The following is a 17,687-nucleotide window of genomic DNA, read 5'->3' as shown; positions in this document are numbered from 1 at the left end:
CTCCGCCCCTCCGGAAAAAGTCCCTCTTTTGCCTTCGACCTGCCTGGCCTTGGCCTAGGTCCTTCGGGAAGGGCCGAGAAAGGCAGGTGCAGGCCGGAAAAGCGGGGTTTTCCGTGGAGGGGAGGCCCCCTCCACACCTCCCCCTGTGGAGTTAGTCGTTGAGGGAGACCCTCAGACATCTTGCCGGTAAACTTTCAGACACGCTCTCAGGGCGTGTTTCAGAAATCCCGTCGCTCCCGCTGAGGAGAGGCCCGGAGGTCCCTGCGGAAAGGGCCGAAAAGTGAATGTTCAGACGCACTCTCAAGGAGCGCTGGCTACCACGATGAGCGATCAACCGCTGCTCCGCATGGAGCACATCTCGAAGGCCTTCCCCGGCGTGCAGGCGTTGGACGATGTCACGCTGGAGGTGGCCAAAGGCGAAATCCACGCGCTGGTCGGGGAGAACGGGGCGGGCAAAACCACCCTGATGAACATCCTGACCGGGGCCCTCCTTCCCGACCAGGGGAGCATCCTCCTACACGGCCGCCCCGTCCGCATCGAGACCCCGGCCGACGCCCAGGCGCTGGGGATCAGCATCATCCACCAGGAGCTGGCCCTGATCTCCGCGCTGAACGTCGGCCAAAACATCTTCCTCGGCCGTGAGCCCGCCGGAGCTTTGCCCGGCACGGTGAACTGGAGACGCCTCTACCAGGAGGCCGCCCGCGAGCTTCACCAACTCGGCCTCCGCCTGGATCCCACGACCCCGCTGACGGCGCTATCCATCGCTGAACAGCAGATGGTGGAGATCGCCAAGGCGCTGTCCCTGAAGGCGGACCTCCTGGTCATGGATGAGCCTACCAGCGCGCTGACCGAGCGGGAGACCGAGACCCTGTTTCGCGTGATGCGCTCGCTCCGAGAGCAGGGGGTCTCCATCATCTTCATCACGCACCGGCTGGAGGAGGTCTTCGAGGTCGCTGATCGGGTCACCGTCCTGCGCGATGGGCGATGGGTCGCCACCAAGCCGATCCAGGAGGTGAGGCCCGACGACGTGGTCCGGATGATGGTGGGCCGCCAGCTGGGCGAGATGTATCCCAAGGTCGACACGACCGTCGGGGATGTGGTCCTGCGGGTGGAGGGGTTGTCTCAGGCGGGCGTGCTGCACGACATCACCTTCGAGTTGCGGAGGGGCGAGATCGTAGGCGTGGCCGGGCTGGTGGGCGCCGGCCGCACGGAACTGGCCCGGGCGCTCTTCGGCATTGATCCCATCGATCGGGGACGGATCTGGATCGACGGGCAACCGGTGACCATTGACTCCCCCCAGACGGCCATCCGGTTGGGAATGGGGCTCGTGCCAGAGGACCGGAAGGCCCAGGGGCTATTCCTGGACATGGCCGTGCGCTTCAACATCACCATCAGCCAGCTTCCCCAATTATCCCACATGGGGGTCCTGGACTTCGGCCACATGGACGAGATAGCCCAGACCTACGTGGAACGGCTGGACATCCGGACGCCGGGATTGATGCAGCGAGTGCGCAACCTGAGCGGCGGGAATCAACAGAAGGTGGTGATCGCCCGCTGGCTCACTTTGGAGCCGAAGATTTTGATCCTGGACGAGCCCACCCGGGGCATTGATGTGGGAGCCAAAGCGGAGATCCACGCCCTGATGGGACAGCTGGCGCAGGAGGGCGTCGGCCTCCTCATGATCTCCTCTGAGCTACCGGAGATCCTGGGCGTCAGCGATCGGATCCTGGTGATGCACGAGGGGCGGATCACGGCGGAGCTTCCCCGGGCGGAGGCCACCCAGGACGCGATCATGCGCGCGGCGACGGGAGGGTAGGACGGTGCTCAAGCGACTGCGCCCATTGCTACGCCAGGGAACGGTGCTCCTGGTCCTGCTGCTCATGATCGGGTTCTTCGCCACGTTGTCCGATCGCTTCCTGACGTCATCCAACCTGCTGAACATCGCCCTCCAGACGTCCATCCTGGCCATCGTGGCCATCGGGATGACGTACACGCTGCTCACCGCCGGCATCGACCTCTCGGTCGGCTCGGTGATGGCGCTATGCGGGGCGCTGGCGGCCGGGCTGGCGGTGAGGCAGGGATGGGGCACCTACCCGGGCATCCTGACGGCCCTGGGTATCGGCGCGGCCCTGGGCGCCGTGAACGGGCTCATGGTCGTGGGGGGCGGCATTCCTCCCTTCGTGGCCACGCTGGCCATGTTGGGCGTGGCACGCGGGCTCACGCTGGTGTACACCCAGGGGCGCCCCATCGCCGGGCTGGACGAGAGCTTCCGGTTCTGGGGAACGGGCGATCTGCTCGGCCTGCCCATGCCCATCATCGTGATGCTGGTGATCTTCGTGATCGCCACCTGGGTCCTGAACCAGACGCGCTTCGGGGTTCACCTGCGAGCCATCGGGGGAAACGCGGAGACCGCCCGACTGGCGGGCATCCCGGTGGCCCGGGACACGATGATCGTGTACGTGATCAGCGGGCTGATGGCTGCCCTGGGCGGGATCCTCCTCACCGCGCGGCTCTGGTCCGCCCAGCCGACGGCCGGGGTCGGGTTCGAGCTGGACGCCATCGCCGCGCCGGTCCTGGGTGGCACCAGCCTCTTCGGCGGCGTCGGCAGCATCACAGGCACGGTGATCGGGGCGTTCATCATGGGGACGCTCTCCAACGGGTTGAACCTGCTGGACGTCCCCTCCTACTACCAGCAGGTGATCAAGGGGGCCGTGTTTATCCTCGCCGTCCTGGTCGACGTCTACGCTAAACGACAGATGTTGGGACAGGCCCGCCGCCTGCCGGATGAGGCGGCCGCCACAGAGGCGCAAGCGCCGAGCCAGTGATCTCAAAGCAACGATCGGGGGGGCGGAAGACAATGCCTTTCCGCCCCCCTTCGCGATCCATCACGGGGTCGCCACCCCCTGTCCATTCTCCCCCGCGGTCACCAGCACCTGTTGCAACGTCGTCACGACGGGATGGTGCGGGCTGAGCGCCTGAACGCGCCGCAGCGCCATCTCCACGCCCTCGCCGTCTCCCAACTCGGCGCACAGGATCCCGAAGGCGGCCAACACGTCTGCGTGGTTCGGGTGCGTGCGCAGCGCCTCCTTGACCACCGTGGTCGCCCGCGCGTAGTCCCCTCGGGTGCGATAGAGCTCGATGAGGTTCAGCATCGCCTCGACGTCCTCCGGGTCCTCCTCCCGTGCCCGTAGGAAGGCCGCCTCCGCCTCATCCAGCCGATTAAGCTGATACAGCGCAACCCCCAGCTGGTTCTGAAGCGCCGCGGCCTGCGGCACCAGCTCGGTCGCCCGCCGCAGCGCCGGGATCGCCTCCTCGACCCGGCCCAGCGCGACCAGCGTGGACCCCAACGCCGTGTGCGCCGCGGCCATATCGGGGAACTGCTCAGCCACCCGGGCGAACTCACGGGCCGCCGCCTCCAGATCGCCACGCTCCAGGGCCGCCTGACCCGCCGCCAGCAGATCACCCATGGCCTGCTGCGCCGCCGCCCGCTGCTCCTCCTCGGCCGTCAGGCGCCGGATGGGTTTATCCCGCAATTCCTGCAGGCGCTTTCGGGCCACCTCGGCCGCGTGGGCCCAGGTGAAGTGCTCCCGGATGTGATCCCGGGCAGCCCGCCCCTTGGCCCTCGCCTCCTCCGGGTTCGCCACCACGTGTCGCATGAGCTGCTTCAGGGCATCCCGATCCGGATCCGCCCACCACGGATAGTCGACGGTCTCCAGATCTCCCACTCGCTTCTGCGGCAGGCGCACCACCCGGGCCGGGATCAGATAGGCCGTCTCCTCCGTGCAGAAATCCAGGGCAGCCCCGTGCCCGGTCACGATCACGGGAAGCCCACAGGCCATGGCCTCGGCGATGGGCAGGCCGAAGCCCTCCCCTCGATACGGGTGCACCAAGCAATCACAGGCGGTGTACAATCCCACCAGTTCCTCATCGCTCAACGTGCGATCGATGTACTCGATCTCTGGCGCGTTCGGCGTGGCCCGGCACTTGGCGATGAGATCTTGGGCCGTCTGCCCCTTATAGAACGAGCTCCCTCCCATGTCTTTGATCACCAGACACACGTCATCCTCGGCGGTGAAGGCGTTCATGTAGGCGTCCAGCAGGATATCGATCCCCTTGCGAGAGATGGTGCCGCCCACAAAGAGGAACTTGAACCGCTTCTTCGTCTGCAGGGGGAACGGCGGCACATCCGGCCGGAATCTCTCGACATCCACGCCCAGGGGCACCACATGCACCCGATCGGCGGGAACCCCGCTGCGGATATAGCAATCACGTACGTAGGAGGTGTACGTCCAGACCTCATCCACCTGGGTGCTCATGACCTCGACCCATTCCTTGGGCAGGCTGCCGAACTCCCAGGGCTGCATGATGACCCAGTGCCCCTCTTCCGGCGGGGTGAGTTTCGGCGGCCACTGATGGCGCACGTGGACATCGGCCGGCCGGGAGAGGGGGGCATTCACCCGCTCCGCCAACTTGTGGAAGCGCGGGTCCGCCTCCGGTCCAAATTGATCCGGCTCATACGGGATGATGGACAGCTCACATCCGGCATCCAACAACTGCAGACACAGCTCCCGGTTGACCAACGCCAGGGAGTGGTGGACGAACTGAGAGCCCTCCCAGCGCACCGCCGGCGGCCGATCCTCGAGCGTCCCAACCTCTCGGCCTCGCGTGGCCAGGCCATCCTGGATCTCCCGCAGCCGCTCCGCGGCGATGGCCGCGACCTTCTCCCACCGCCAGCGCTGCACCATGTCCTCACGAGCCCGCTGGCCGATTCGCGCCATCTCTTCGGGGTGTGAGACCACTTGACGCATGAGTCGGGCCAGGTGATCTGCCGACGGCTCCGCCCATCGCTGCCCCCGATAGAAGGGGATCTCCGCCCGCTCGTCGATCTCCACCAGCCCCTCGATGTCGATCAGCAGGCTGTTCTCGTCGTTCATGAACTCCAGGTTTCCGCTCCAGCGGGTGGCGATGACCGGCAGCCCACAGGCCATGGCCTGCATGTGCGGCCGTCCCCATCCCTCACCCCGGGATGGTGCCACATAGGCCGTGGCGGCCGCGAACAGCCGTGGCATGTCCTCCTCCGGAACCTGCTCGCCCAGGACGATGATGGGGGCTACCTGGCCCCGCCGTAGGCCCAATTCCTCCGCCAGGAAGCGATCGATACGACGCTCGATCTCCTCCCGGGCATCGGCATCGACCGCGTTGACGGGATAGGTGCGCAACACCAGGCTGACGTCATCGTCCGGATCGAATGCCTGGGCCCACGCCCGCAGCAACACGTCCCATCCCTTGCGGTAGATCCACTCGAAGATGGACAGGAACACCGTGCCCCGGGCGCCCGGGATCGGCAAGGGCTCGTATCCCGGGCGGAATCGATCGGTGTCGATCCCGCCGGGCACCTTGAACAGCTTCGCCGTCACACCGGCATCCCGGAAGGTCTGCAGGTTGAAGTCGGTGGGCACCCAGATCTCGTCCATCTGGTTGCACTTGGCCACCCACTCGGCCGGCAGCCCATCCGTCTCGAACATCACCCGGCCGATGTGGTAAGCGGCCTGGGGGATGCGCTCGAAGACATAGGCGGGGAAGTGCACGACGCTGATGCAGCCGGGGCTCGCCTCCCGTCCCAGGGCCCCATCGAGCAGCTCGCGGATCTGGGGATCGAGCTGCTCACGGAACCTGGACGAGTGACGGCCCAGCTCTCGGGCGGCGATGGCCACCCCCTGCGCCTGCAGGTGCACGATGAAGTTCCGTGCCTCATCGGCATAGCCGCTGGGATCGAAGACGGGCGCGATCCACAGGACGGGGGCGGGAGCATCCTCAGATGGCGCGCTCTCGACCTGGCGCACGGCAACCTCCTCACGGGAGGCCTCCGCCTCGGCCTCCGACGCCTCCCCATCGCCCACATGCGCCTGCGCCTCCAGCATCTCCAGGTCTCCCTCTCGGCCGGTCAGGTGGGCAACCCGCCGGATCACCCAATCCGCCGTACGATCGGACGTCCATTTGGTTTGGATGTCCCGCCGGGCGCGCATCCCCTTCGCCCGAGCCTCATCCCGATGCTCGTACACGTGCCGCATGAGGGCCGCCGTGTGCTCCACGGACGGCTCAGCCCAGCGCTGGTCCGATGTGTAGAACTGGTCCTCAGCCGTCTGCTCAGGATCCACAGGCACCAGCCCCTCGATGTCGATCAGGTAGCTGTTGTCGTCATTCATGAAGTCCAGGTGAGCGCTCCAGCGGGTGGCGATGACCGGCAGGCCCATCGCCATGGCCTCCATGAAGGGGATGCCCCAACCCTCGCCGCGACTCGGCAGCACGAACGCGTCGGCCGCCTTGTAGAGGGCCGGCATGTCGACCTCGGGGATGAAGTCCTCCAGGAGCCGGATAGGGGGCACGTGCTCCGGATCGTAGCCCAACTCCCGGATATATCGATCGATGCGCTCCCGGATGGGCGGGAACTCCTCACGCCCAGGGTATGTCCGCAAGACGAGACAGACATCATCCTCCGGCGTAAAGGCGGAGAGATAGGCCCTCAACAGCACATCCCACCCCTTGCGCTTGCTCCACTGGAAGACGGAGAGGAACGTAAAGCCCCTCCGCCCCGGGATCTCCCTGGGCTGCACCTGCTCGGGATCATACCGCTGGATATCGATCCCGAACGGGATCACCTGGATACGCTCCGGATCCACGCCTGCCCGGGCGAACGTATCCCGGTTGAAGGTACTGGGAACCCAGACCTCATCCATGCCATTGCATGCGTCCGCCCATCCGGCGGGCAGCCGATCCGTCTCAAACATGGTGATGCCCACGTATGCTTTGAAGCCGGGATTTCGCTGGCGCACGGCGGCGAAGAGATCAGTGCCGTTCCAAAGGACCGGCGGATGGAGGCAGATGTAAACCCCCTCGTCCTCTACCTTCTGGGCCAGGAGCCGCGTCCAGGTGTACGCGACATCCGGGTCGGCCTTCAGCTGTTCCACGAATCGCCGATCCACCCCCAGAGGCTCGACCGCCACCATAGCCCCGCGTCGATCCAGGGCGAGAATCGTCTCGCGAGAGAGGCGGGAATAGCCGCTGAAGTGGAAGATGATGGCTCCCCACTTGATGGTAGGCCTGTAGGATCGAGAGATATGGAAGGTCTTTCGCGAGCGCTTCTCACGGCTGCTATCCCTCTGAGAGAGGGTTCGCTCGTAAGCTTCCAACGTCAGAGCTGCCGTTCGTTCCCAGGTGAACCGCTCCTGCACCTGGCGGCTCAAGGTCTCCCAGCGCTCTCGCTCCGCCGCGTACGACTCGTGCGCTCGTAGCACGGCCTCCCGAATGGAGGCGGGATCCACGGGATCGCAGTAGTAGGGCGCGTCACCGAAGTACTCGAACTCCGAGGAGCGGTTGCTGACCACCATGGCGCATCCGGCAACGGCCGCCTCCAGGTTGGCCAGCGCGGCCCCTTCAGCGAAGCTGGGCAGGGCATGTACGCGAGCTGCCTTATAGGCGGAAGCCACCAGATCCTGCGGGAGACGGTCGGTGTACAAAACTTGATCCCCTCCCTCCCGCAGGCACAGATCCAGGTAATCCGACTCAAATGACGGCCCCACCAGGACGAGTTTCAGCCCCGTATCCTTCAAAGCCTCGACCAACAGGAGCTGGTTCTTTCGCCCGTCGATCGCGCCGACGCAGAGCACGAAATCCCGCACGCCGAACCGGTCCTGGAAGGGCTCCGGCGACGCGTCGACCAGGAACGAGGGATCCACCCCATGGGGGGTAACCGTGAACGGCTTCGCGACACACCGGGTGATTTGGAACAGCATCTGCACTTCCCGGTGGCTGGTGACGCACACGTGGTCTACGTGCGACAGCATCTCCTTCAGATGCTGATGGAACCCGGGGTAGACCTCGTTGGGAAGCCAGCGATGCATCCCCTGTACGGAGAGGGTTCCCCGGACAAAGGCCTGCAGGAGCTGCTCGCGCTTTTCCGGGGTGCGCCGCGGATCGAATGCCGCCCGCACCGCCAGATTGGCCCAGGCGTACTCACACCAGTGCAGGTAAATGGGAGACCAAACCACCGGGATCCCGGTTCTGGTCAGATAGCGCAGTTGCTCCAGCGCGGAGTGGGGCTCCCAGATATTGAACACGTGTACCAGATCATATCCCCGGACGCTGGGACAGAGATCGTAAGCGATGTCGACGTGCACTCCCAGATCCTGCAGGGCGCGAGCGGTCTCGCGCATGACGACCGCCGCACCCCCCTGCGCATCGATATCGGCCCGGTACGCGAACAGGACGCGCGGCGAGCCCCGCCCATCGCGAGGCGCACGCCCGTCCTTGCGCGACGCGTCCCGATCAGGTGACGCGTCACGCGTCTCGCCCGAGACGACTCTCGGAGGTTCCCGCCTGGATGATGTCGTCTGGACATGCTGAGAAGAGCGCTGCCGAGCAGCCCGTTCCGATGCAGTCGCCAGCTTCATAATCGCCTCCGCCGTCCGCTCGGTGGCTTTCCCGTCGTTCCGATAGTTCAGATCCGGCAGGGCGGCGTTCTGCCGCTCCACCATCGCCTTCCGCCGATCCGGATCCCCCAGCAGCTCCGACAGCACCTGAGTGAGCTGCTGGTCCTCGTTTACGATCACGACACCATCCCGCTCGGTGAAGGTGTGATCGTCCCGATCGAACCAGGGCAGCATAACCACGGGACGCTGGAGGATCATCACCTCGGGGATGATGGAGGAGGATCCCATCGCGATGACGACGTCGGCCGCCCGGATCGCCTCGATCTTCTGATCCCGGGAGAGCAGCGCCAGGCGAACCCCATGCCGCCCTACCCAATCCCCATAGGCCTGAAGCAGCCCTTCCCGCTCCCCCGGGGACAGCGTCCCCCGTCCCAGCTCGCCCGGATGCGGCCGGACGACCAGCTGCACGTCCTCGCCCAGGTGGCGCACAGCCTGGATCGTAGCCTGCTGAGCGGCCAACAGCCGCTTCATGATGGCGGGGAAGAACGCCGATGACCCGTCCGCATATCCCATGCACAGGAGGACCACCGGCCGATGGGGATCCAGTCCAAGCCGCTGCCGGGCCTCCTCGGCCCCGATCCGTGCCTCAGGCGCGTACAGATGATCCCAGTGGGGCGCCCCGGTCACGAGAATCCGCTCCGGGTCGGTGCCCAGCGCGATCATATCCCGCCGGGCCCGCTCCCCGAAGACCGCGACGTAATCCGCGTAGAGGGTGTACATGTTGGCGGCATAGCGGAAGTGAATGAGCTTGCCGTACATGGCGTGAGCCAGCTGGAGGGTGGGAACGCCATGCTGGGCGGCATAACGCACGATCGCCCGCTGGGCGTGGTTATTGTCATACCCCAACACGATCAGGCGTAGATCGCTCTGCTGAAACACGTTCTCCAGGATCTCCAAAGTCATGATCTCGCTCGCCAATAACGAGACCAGACGCTGGAAGAACCGCTCGCCCGTGCGGGGCAGGAACTGCCCCAACGGAGAGGAAAACGCCTGTTGCACGGCGGGATCCTCCAGAGCCCGCGGCAGCCCGTTGGCGATGCGGGAGATCTCCCGATGCAGGCGGGCCTGCGCATCCGCCGGGATGAACGATTCCCACACGCGCACCGAAACCCTGGCCTCCAGGAGCTGCCTGGATAGCGGGGAGGTGCTCATGATGAGCGAGACCCCCCGGTCGGCAACCGACCGAATCAACGGCAGGTACTCGGGATTGTGCACATCGAAAAACAGGATCTCACCGCTCATGCGCTTCCCTCCCCTCCTGTGCCGCATACAAGCCCTGTGTGATGAAGGCGGCCAGCTCCCGCTCGGTCGGCTCCCCCAGGTTCACCCCTCGATACGTCAACAAACTGGCCATCGGCTTCGCCTGATACCAGGTCCCCGCGATGCGCGTGACTTCCTCGTTCATTCGGAGCATCTCCTCGAAGTCACGGGGGGGCAGAAATCGATCCAACACCTTGATGAACTCCTCCGGCCAGACCTCGTACACCGCCTGACACTGGGGGCAAATGTGCCGTCCCAATGCGGCCCCGGCCACCGTCGGCTGATAGCGATCAAATGTATGGCCACACACCCGGCAACGGATGGTGACGTCCACACCGGCCACATGCGGTCGCACATCGACGATCTCCGGCGCACGGGCGGAGGTCCGATGGGCATCCTCCCCCGCTTCAGGCATATCCCCGCCCACCTCCCGGAGCAACCGATCGAGATCGCGACGCGCCATGCGGTGGGACGGCTCGACGTCCACCGCCTTCCGAAACGCCAGCAGGGCCAGCTCCTGGTCCTCCTTCAGAAGCTCCTCCCCCAGCACGGTTAAGCTCTCGGCCTCCAGCCAGCTCAAGCGGAATCCCGGATATCTCTCCCGCATGTACAGCTCGTACGACTGGCAGATCACCTGAATGATCGCCCTCTCATGATCCGACAGATTCTCCACCGGCCTCTTCGCCAATTCGGGGGAGATGGTGCGGGCAGACGCCGAGAAGGCCGAATTGGAACCCTTCCACCCACCCGGGTGCCCCCGCATCTCCAGCATCTCCTCCCGGTAGTCGATCCCCAGAAAGCCACAGATCAGCTTGAGGTACGTCTTCGGATCCTCCACGAAGTTCTCATACCGGATCCCCAGATATCTGCCGCGATACTGGTGCAGGTTGACCAGCAGGGCTTCCAGGGAGCGATTCCACTCGATGACCCGACGGGCGAGGTGTTGATCCCCCGGCTGGATCCACCCCAGCTTCTTCAGCGACGAGATCATGGAGAACACATTCCGGTACACATGCACGAACTTAGCATCGGGGTGTACGGAGAAGATCGCATCAGCGAAGAACTCATTGGTAGGGGTCTTCAACCCCCAGCGCTTCCTCCCCCGCACCAGGCGATATTCCTCCAGAAGCGCCCCAAAGACGGCGCCGGCCAGGGCGGTGTAGTCCGTGATAGCCTCCAGATTCAGCCCATCCAGGGCCTTCTCCACCCTCGCCCGATCCGGCTTATAGGCGGACTGCAGGAGTTTCTCGTTCCCGTAGATCGCCTCCAACATCTTGAGCGCGAGCTCCCGATTGGGGACCTCCCCCCAATATCTCCGATGCTCCGGATAGATGGATCGCCAGAGGGGCAGATCATACTCGAAGATCGCGATATCCGGATGCGAGCCGATGACGGACCGAATCATGCTGGTCCCGCTTCGTTCCTGACCGCCGATGAACACAGGAGCTTCCATGCCTTCCCTCCACTCAGCCCCAACCCCGGCTCAACACTGGACCGGGAGGGGTTCTTCCCTCTCCACAAGCAGGCGGGCGACTCGTCGCCTCCCACGGCCGTCCACCAGACTGCTCCCCCGCTCGCTCATCCGCGCTCGCAGGGAACGGTCATTCAGCAGCCGATCCAGGATAGGGGCCAGCCGACGCTCGAACTCCTCCTCGGGCAATCGCCATCCCTGCGGCAGGAAGAGGAAGGTGCCCTCCCGAGCGAAGGCCTCAGCCACCCGCTCCTCGTGCTCGGCCGATGGGATGATGACGCCGGGCACCCCGAGACGAGCCGCCTCATATGCGGTCCGCCCGCCGGCTAGGATCATCAGGTCCGCCGACTGCATCAGCGACGCCAGGGCGGATGGGTTCTCGATCACCACGCAGTTTCCGCCGTACGAACGCAGAGCGGACTCCACCGCCGCCCGGCCCTCAAACCCGGGCCCCAGCACAACAACCAGGTTACAGGTGTAGAGGGACCGCCCCAACATCCGGGCCACCTTCCACGTCAGCCCGGCCGGGTCCGATCCCCCCATGGAGACCAGGATCGTTCCGACCTCCGCCTGGACCTCCCGATAAGGCGGGTCGTCGAACTCCTCCCCCAGGATGCAATAGCGAGGCCCCAGGTAATAGCGGGTATCCCTGCCGCTCTCCGGATAGCGGAGAAACTCCGGCACAATACTCCCGTTGACGACCGCGTGCGCCTCGATCCGTTTGTTGCCGGTGTCATCGATCACGACGATCCGCTTGCCCCTATCCATCAGCCGGCCGGTGTCCTTCCCCGCCACGTCGACGAGGTCGAAGACGACGACTTCCTCCGGCCGCCCCTCGATGATGGCAGCCTCCTGCTCCCACCCGGCCTCTCGATCGATGGTTTGCACATCAAATCCCCGGCTTGCGACGAGCCGCACGCCGGCCTCGTAATCCCGCATCAGGAACGCGACGTGAGCACCCTGCCGCTCCCGTAGCTCCCCGGCCAGGGCCAGGCACCGAAACACGTGCCCCAGGGAGACGCCCCAGATCCGCCCCCCATCCACCCGGAAGAGCACACGGGGTTCCCTGCTTTCACGCCGATCCATGCCGCCCTCCACACATCCCTTACAGCCCTCGCAGCACCGGCGCCGACTCGGAGACGTATAACTGCCGCACATGCCGATTGATGGCGAATAGCTCCGGCTCGGCCTCGTACAGATCCAGCACGTCCCGGAGATGGATGATGGTCCCCGGTCTGTACAGGCGCCGGTAGATCTCCCGCATCAGGCGTAAATCGTCCTCCGTGTCCACCGTCAGGCGCAGATCCGGCCTCCGGAGCGCCTCATCCGGCAGAAGCCGCCCCACGCGAAAGCAGTCCAGGTGATCGAAGATATAAGCGTTTACGTGCTCCCGCTGCGCCGGGTCCACGGCCAGGCGATCCGAAGCGATCAACGCCCGCTTCGAGAACACGTCCAGCCCGACGCCCAGAGGCAGGCCCGCCATGAAGGCGAGATCGTACCCTTCGGCCTGGCAACGGCGCACCGTCTCATCCACGATCTCAGGCTCCACCAGGGGGTTGTCGCCGGAGGCGTGGGCGATGACCTCCGTTCCCCACCGGAGGGCGACCTGGGCGACCCGGCCCAGCACATCCTCGGCCGGCCCGCGAAACCACATGATCCCCATCGCCTCCGCCAGGTCGACGATGGCCTCGTCCCCCGGCCGCGTCGTGGTGGCGACGACGATGTCCCCGATCGTCTCAGATGCCTTCAGACGATCGATGATGTGCGCCAGCATGGGGCGCCCACAGATATCAGCCAGAGCCTTTCCGGGCAGCCGGCTGGATCCCATTCGCACCTGCAGGATACAGAGCACTCTCTCGCCCATCGCAGCTCCTACACTTCCTCCATCCGATGCGTCCTCACAGCAGATCCCAGGTCAGCGGCTGCTCTTTCTTGATGTCCGCCCGCGCCGTGCGGCCGATCACCCAATCCAGGTACCTGGGAGGCAGTCCCCGCTGGGGCCGGACGCATTTCACCATCTCCTCGGTGATCACCGTCCCCGCCGGGATATCCACGCTGGCGAACAGCCCCCGACGGAAAAGCGGGGCGTTCCCCCGGTCGGGACGCCCGAGCAGGGTGCGCCCATCCCCCAGGCTCCGCTCGATGGCCCGGATATCCCGAACCAGTTGGGCCATCTCCTCGGGGTTGGCGGAGATGCGATGATCCGGGCCGGGCAGCGCCTTATCGGTGGTGAAGTGCTTCTCCACCACGCAGGCCCCCAGCGTGACGGCGGCCAGGGCAACGGCGTTTCCCAGCACGTGATCCGAGTAGCCCACCGGCAGGCCGAAGGCATCCTGCAGCAACGGGATGCTCCGCAGGTGCGCATCCTCGGGAGCGGCCGGGTATTCGGATATGCAATGCAGCAGAACGATCTGGTCATTGCCCGCCGACTGGATCGCCTCCACGGCCTCCGCGATCTCCCCGATCGTGGCCATGCCGGTCGAGACGAGCATCGGCTTCCCGGTAGCGGCGATGTACCGCAGCAACGGTAGGTTCGTCAGATCCATGGACGCGACCTTGTACGCGGGCACCCCCACGCGCTCCAACACGTCCACGCTCTCAAAGCCGTATGGGGTGGAGAGAAACGCGACGCCGCTGGCGCGCGCCGCCTGCACCAGGCGCCGATGATCGTCCAGGGAGAGCTCGCCATGCTTGATAGTCTGGAAGTGCTCCGTGCTCTCCAGCACCAAGTCGGCCGCCCGATATGTCTGGAACTTGACGGCGTCCACGCCCGCCTCGGCGGCGGCCTCGATCATCCGGACCGCCAGATCCATATCCCCCTCGTGGTTGAAGCCGATCTCGGCGATCACGTAGGTGGGATGCCTATCCCCAATCGCCCTGTCCCCGATGCTGATCTGTCCCATCTTCTCGCCTCATCCAACGGTCTTGAGTCGCTACGCGGCCTGGTACAGATACGACGACTTCAGGCACACATTGCACACCGGGAGGGCCTCCCAGGTGCGCTCCTTCATATGCCGACGGAGCGTCCGCATCGTATCGGAATGCCAGGCTTCATAGATGCTCATGTCCCGCAGGTTGCCCAGCCGAATCTTGTAGTTGTACTGGGCACAGCAAGGATGCATGTCCCCATTCCCCTTGATGACAAGCCGCTCGAAGGGTTGGGGGCAGGTGTAGGACCTGGGGATCCGCTTGCTCTTCGCGTGCTTCGCCAGGAAGTCCTCGTTGATCACCGGAGGCATGTACTCCTGGATGGTCACCATGTCCGCCTTATCGAACCAGTACGCGATGAACTGCGGGATCTCGTGCTCGTTCACCGCGAGCCGCACGAAGGACACCCGCAGGATGGGCAGGCGCTTTCCCTTCTTCTCACGGATCTCCAGGAATCGCAACACGTTGCGCATCACCGCATCGTAATCACCGCCGATGCGCACCCGCTCATATGTCTCCGGCGTCACCGCGTCCAGCCCCACGTACAGCCGCGTCAGACCGGAGTCCACCAACTGCTCCGCCTTCTCCTCGGTCAGAAGGCTGGCATTGGTGTTCATGCGCAGATCGATAAATCCCGCATCGACCGCCTTGCGGATCCGCTCGATGATCTTGGGGTCCAACAAGGGCTCGTTCAGCACGTTGAAGCCGATGGACGGGCAGTAATGCCGGCTGGCCTCCTCCATGATCTTATCGAACAGCGCATCGGACATGCGCTCCGGATAACGCAGCCGCCGAACCTCCTCAGGCACCGAGTACGTGCACATGGTACACCGGAAGTTGCACCTCAGCTGCGTCTCCAGGGACAGGTACAGGGGGAACTCCGTCTCCACCTCAAGCCGATGCGCCTGATCCCAGCGGCGGCGATATTCTCGGAAAGGCTCACCGAGGATGTCCGCCAGGTACTCGTTGATGTCCCCATGACGGGATTGGTCCTGAACATATGAGAATTCCTGCTCGGCGAGCGCCACAGCCTGCGCCATAACGACCTCCCTTCCCTGCCATCCGTCATCAAAACACGTATCGAACCGATCCCCATCGCTCACGACGTCGATCCAGCGTGTACTCCCCCGCCTGACGAATGTGTATGACGACCATCTTGAGCGCGGAGATGCCGTGCTCGCGGTAAAGCTCCTCGTGGCCCGGAGGGATCGGCGTCGGGCATATCTCGGTGTACTCCAGCGCCCACCCGGACCGCATGGCGATCTCCTTCGCCCTCTCCAGCAAAAGATCCCGCCCATCCGATATGGGCGCCTTGCTCAACAACACCGCCTGTCCCCCCTCTGACAGCCGTCCCGCCAGCTGCTCCAGGATGTCCAGGGTGATCTCGATCCCCAACGCCCCCCCATACGAGTCGAGCATCCTCGCTCGCTGCGACTCCGGGAGGAAGACCCACGGGGGATTGCTCACGATCAGGTCGAACGCCTTCTCCTTCCCGATCCCATCAAAGAGGTTCGCCACCACGAAATCCACGTTGGTGATCCCGTTCGCCTGAGCGTTGGCACGAGCGTACCCTACCGCCCGTGGGTTGACATCGGTCCCCACGACGCGATCACAGCGATCCGCCAACGTACAGGCCAGCACGCCCACCCCCGTGCAGAGATCCAGGGCCCGACGAATGCGCCCTCGCCCCTCCCGGATCACCCAATCCACCCAGTCGGCCAGGAACAAGGAGTCGTAAGACAGGTAGGCCATCCCCTCGATGCGCCTGTCCCATGGGTCCGTGAAATACAGGCGATGACGATACGGGACGGCGCGAACGGGGGAAAAGCATTGCCCTTGCCCGTCGTCACGCAGGATGCCGCTGCGAAACAACTCCTTGATATCCTCGTCATTGATTCGCCCCGTCACCGCCTCGACCGGTATCCGCTCGTTCAGGAAGAACAGGCGGTAGAGGAGGTGTTCCCGCGGCCACAGGGCCGCGAAGATCCCAGCATAAAGCTCGGGCCACAGGGTCACGCCGAACGTGTTCCGCCCCCCCAGCAGGAATCGGGCGGAATTGCCCAGCTCGTGCCCGAAAAGGGGGAGCGTCCACGGCTTCCGTCTGAGCGGAAGGACCCGGATCCGGTGATACCCCAGGCGGTACAATGCCCTATGAGCCACCTCCCAGTCGTATCCCTCGCGCCCCCGGCGATCCCGCTCACTCCCGCCAGACGCCATCCTTCCACTCCATCCGCTCCATATCCCAGTCATCCGGGATCCACGTCACCCCGTGCTTTTTGGCCCCATGGCGACAGTTCCGGCAACCAGGATAGATCTCCACACGCCGGTTCTCCCGATGCAGTCGGCGGATATGCTCCAGCTTCGAGCAATGCCACGCCTCACGCAGCGTCATCTCCGGCACATCGATCACGGCCGTCGTCCCATCCGCCCTGCGCACCACCTTGGGTGGCGCCCCCTTATATCGACCCAGCACAAGCGCCCTCTCCTCATTGTGAGCGCCGGTGCACGGAAGGATGATCCCGTTGGCAGCGACCGTCAGCCGTTGAAATGGGTACTGGCAGGCCCAGTTCTCGATGATGGCCTCCGGCGGCAGGTCCTCTCCCCGGAAATCCAGCAGCTCGTTGACCGTCACCCACCCCACCCCGATGCGCTCCATGAAGTCGCGATACGCCTGCGGGTCCCGGGCGATGGCCGGGAAGATCGTGTTCACCCGGATCTGCGGACGGGTTTTCCCCTTCGCATCCCGGATGGCCACCAGCCGCCTGATGTTGCCGATCACCGTCTCGAAAGCGTTGTAGTCGGCGTCTCGCCGGCTGGGGGGAGTGCGGATCTTGTTATACGCGTCCTCCAGTCCGTCGATGGAGAAGCTGATCCAGCTGGGCTCGGCATCCACGATGGCCTCGGCCATCTCCTCATCGATCATCTGGCCATGGGTCAACGAGGTGACCTCCAGGATGCCCTTCCGGCGGGCATAGGCCAGGACATCGGGAAACCGGTAGACCCTCCCGTCGTGCCGCGAGCGGTAGAGGGTGGATTCGCCGCGCCAGCTGAAGAGCATCGAGGGGACGCCCAACTCCGCACACTCGTCGATGACGGCCTTGACGATCTCCCACGGCAGCATGCGCTGGGCGCCGACGACGGAGCCCTGAAACTCCTCGGTGATGGTGTAGCACATGCTACACCCCAGGTTGCATGTGCTGACCAGCTCACAGGTGACGGCCAGCGGCGCATCGCCGGGGTCGAACTCCTTGGCACGCCGGTACCACTCCCCCCGATACCACCGGTACCGCCGCTGCTCCTCCTCCGTCGGGAACTGAGCCCGGATGAAGGCCTCCTCCCGCTCCGGGGTGTCAAGGCTGTACTGGGACGCGTTCACCGGCACGTGGTCCGCCACCCCGGCCCACTTCTGCTTTAGCTCCGCGTCCCTCGGCCGAATATCCAAAGACTCACCACTCATCGATCCCTCTTCCTGTCCTCTCATGAAAGCCCCGGCTCTCAGGAGAAATGCCGTTGCTTCTGCTGTGGGGAGGCCCGGAGGG

General features: G+C 64.9%; 10 protein-coding genes. 2 read left to right on the top strand and 8 right to left on the bottom strand.

Annotated elements, in window-relative coordinates:
* Positions 1–322: 322 nt before the first annotated feature.
* Together GXP39_11410 and GXP39_11405 are read left to right on the top strand one after the other, a co-directional pair.
* The gene (locus tag GXP39_11410) at positions 323–1,816 is read left to right on the top strand and encodes a sugar ABC transporter ATP-binding protein (protein NOZ28645.1); all 1,494 of its coding nucleotides are present in this window, start codon (positions 323–325) and stop codon (positions 1,814–1,816) included.
* A gap of 64 nt (positions 1,817–1,880) precedes the next feature.
* Positions 1,881–2,825, top strand: a complete 945-nt coding sequence (locus GXP39_11405) for a ribose ABC transporter permease (GenBank protein ID NOZ28644.1) — start codon at positions 1,881–1,883, stop codon at positions 2,823–2,825.
* A 60-nt stretch (positions 2,826–2,885) separates the two neighbouring features.
* On the opposite strand, the gene GXP39_11400 is transcribed toward GXP39_11405, so the two are convergent.
* Genes GXP39_11400 through GXP39_11365 form a run of 8 tightly spaced genes read right to left on the bottom strand, consistent with a single transcriptional unit; the run spans position 2,886 to position 17,605 of the window.
* A complete protein-coding gene (locus GXP39_11400) occupies positions 2,886–9,731 on the bottom strand; it encodes a glycosyltransferase (GenBank protein ID NOZ28643.1) in 6,846 nt (2,281 codons plus the stop codon).
* Positions 9,721–11,202: a sulfotransferase gene (locus GXP39_11395; GenBank protein NOZ28642.1), complete on the bottom strand. Its 1,482-nt coding sequence runs from the start codon at positions 11,200–11,202 to the stop codon at positions 9,721–9,723. The genes GXP39_11400 and GXP39_11395 overlap by 11 nt, the downstream gene beginning before the upstream one ends.
* Positions 11,203–11,232: 30 nt before the next feature.
* Positions 11,233–12,306, bottom strand: coding sequence for a hypothetical protein (locus GXP39_11390; GenBank protein ID NOZ28641.1), 1,074 nt, complete (start codon positions 12,304–12,306; stop codon positions 11,233–11,235).
* A gap of 19 nt (positions 12,307–12,325) precedes the next feature.
* Complete coding sequence (locus GXP39_11385) at positions 12,326–13,084, bottom strand: NTP transferase domain-containing protein (GenBank protein NOZ28640.1); 759 nt, start codon at positions 13,082–13,084, stop codon at positions 12,326–12,328.
* 34 nt (positions 13,085–13,118) lie between these two features.
* The gene (locus GXP39_11380; GenBank protein ID NOZ28639.1) at positions 13,119–14,123 is read right to left on the bottom strand and encodes an N-acetylneuraminate synthase; all 1,005 of its coding nucleotides are present in this window, start codon (positions 14,121–14,123) and stop codon (positions 13,119–13,121) included.
* Positions 14,124–14,153: 30 nt separating this feature from the next.
* On the bottom strand, positions 14,154–15,188 hold the full coding sequence (locus tag GXP39_11375; GenBank protein ID NOZ28638.1) for a radical SAM protein: 1,035 nt from the start codon (positions 15,186–15,188) through the stop codon (positions 14,154–14,156).
* A 28-nt stretch (positions 15,189–15,216) separates the two neighbouring features.
* Positions 15,217–16,365: a class I SAM-dependent methyltransferase gene (locus GXP39_11370; protein ID NOZ28637.1), complete on the bottom strand. Its 1,149-nt coding sequence runs from the start codon at positions 16,363–16,365 to the stop codon at positions 15,217–15,219.
* The gene (locus GXP39_11365; GenBank protein NOZ28636.1) at positions 16,346–17,605 is read right to left on the bottom strand and encodes a radical SAM protein; all 1,260 of its coding nucleotides are present in this window, start codon (positions 17,603–17,605) and stop codon (positions 16,346–16,348) included. Before GXP39_11365 ends, GXP39_11370 begins: the two co-directional genes overlap by 20 nt.
* Positions 17,606–17,687 lie beyond the last annotated feature (82 nt).

The sequence above is a fragment of the Chloroflexota bacterium genome, from assembly GCA_013152435.1.
GTDB lineage: Bacteria > Chloroflexota > Anaerolineae > DUEN01 > DUEN01 > DUEN01.
Note: the sequence above shows the minus strand (reverse complement) of the source record. Positions and strands in the feature narration are given on the sequence as shown.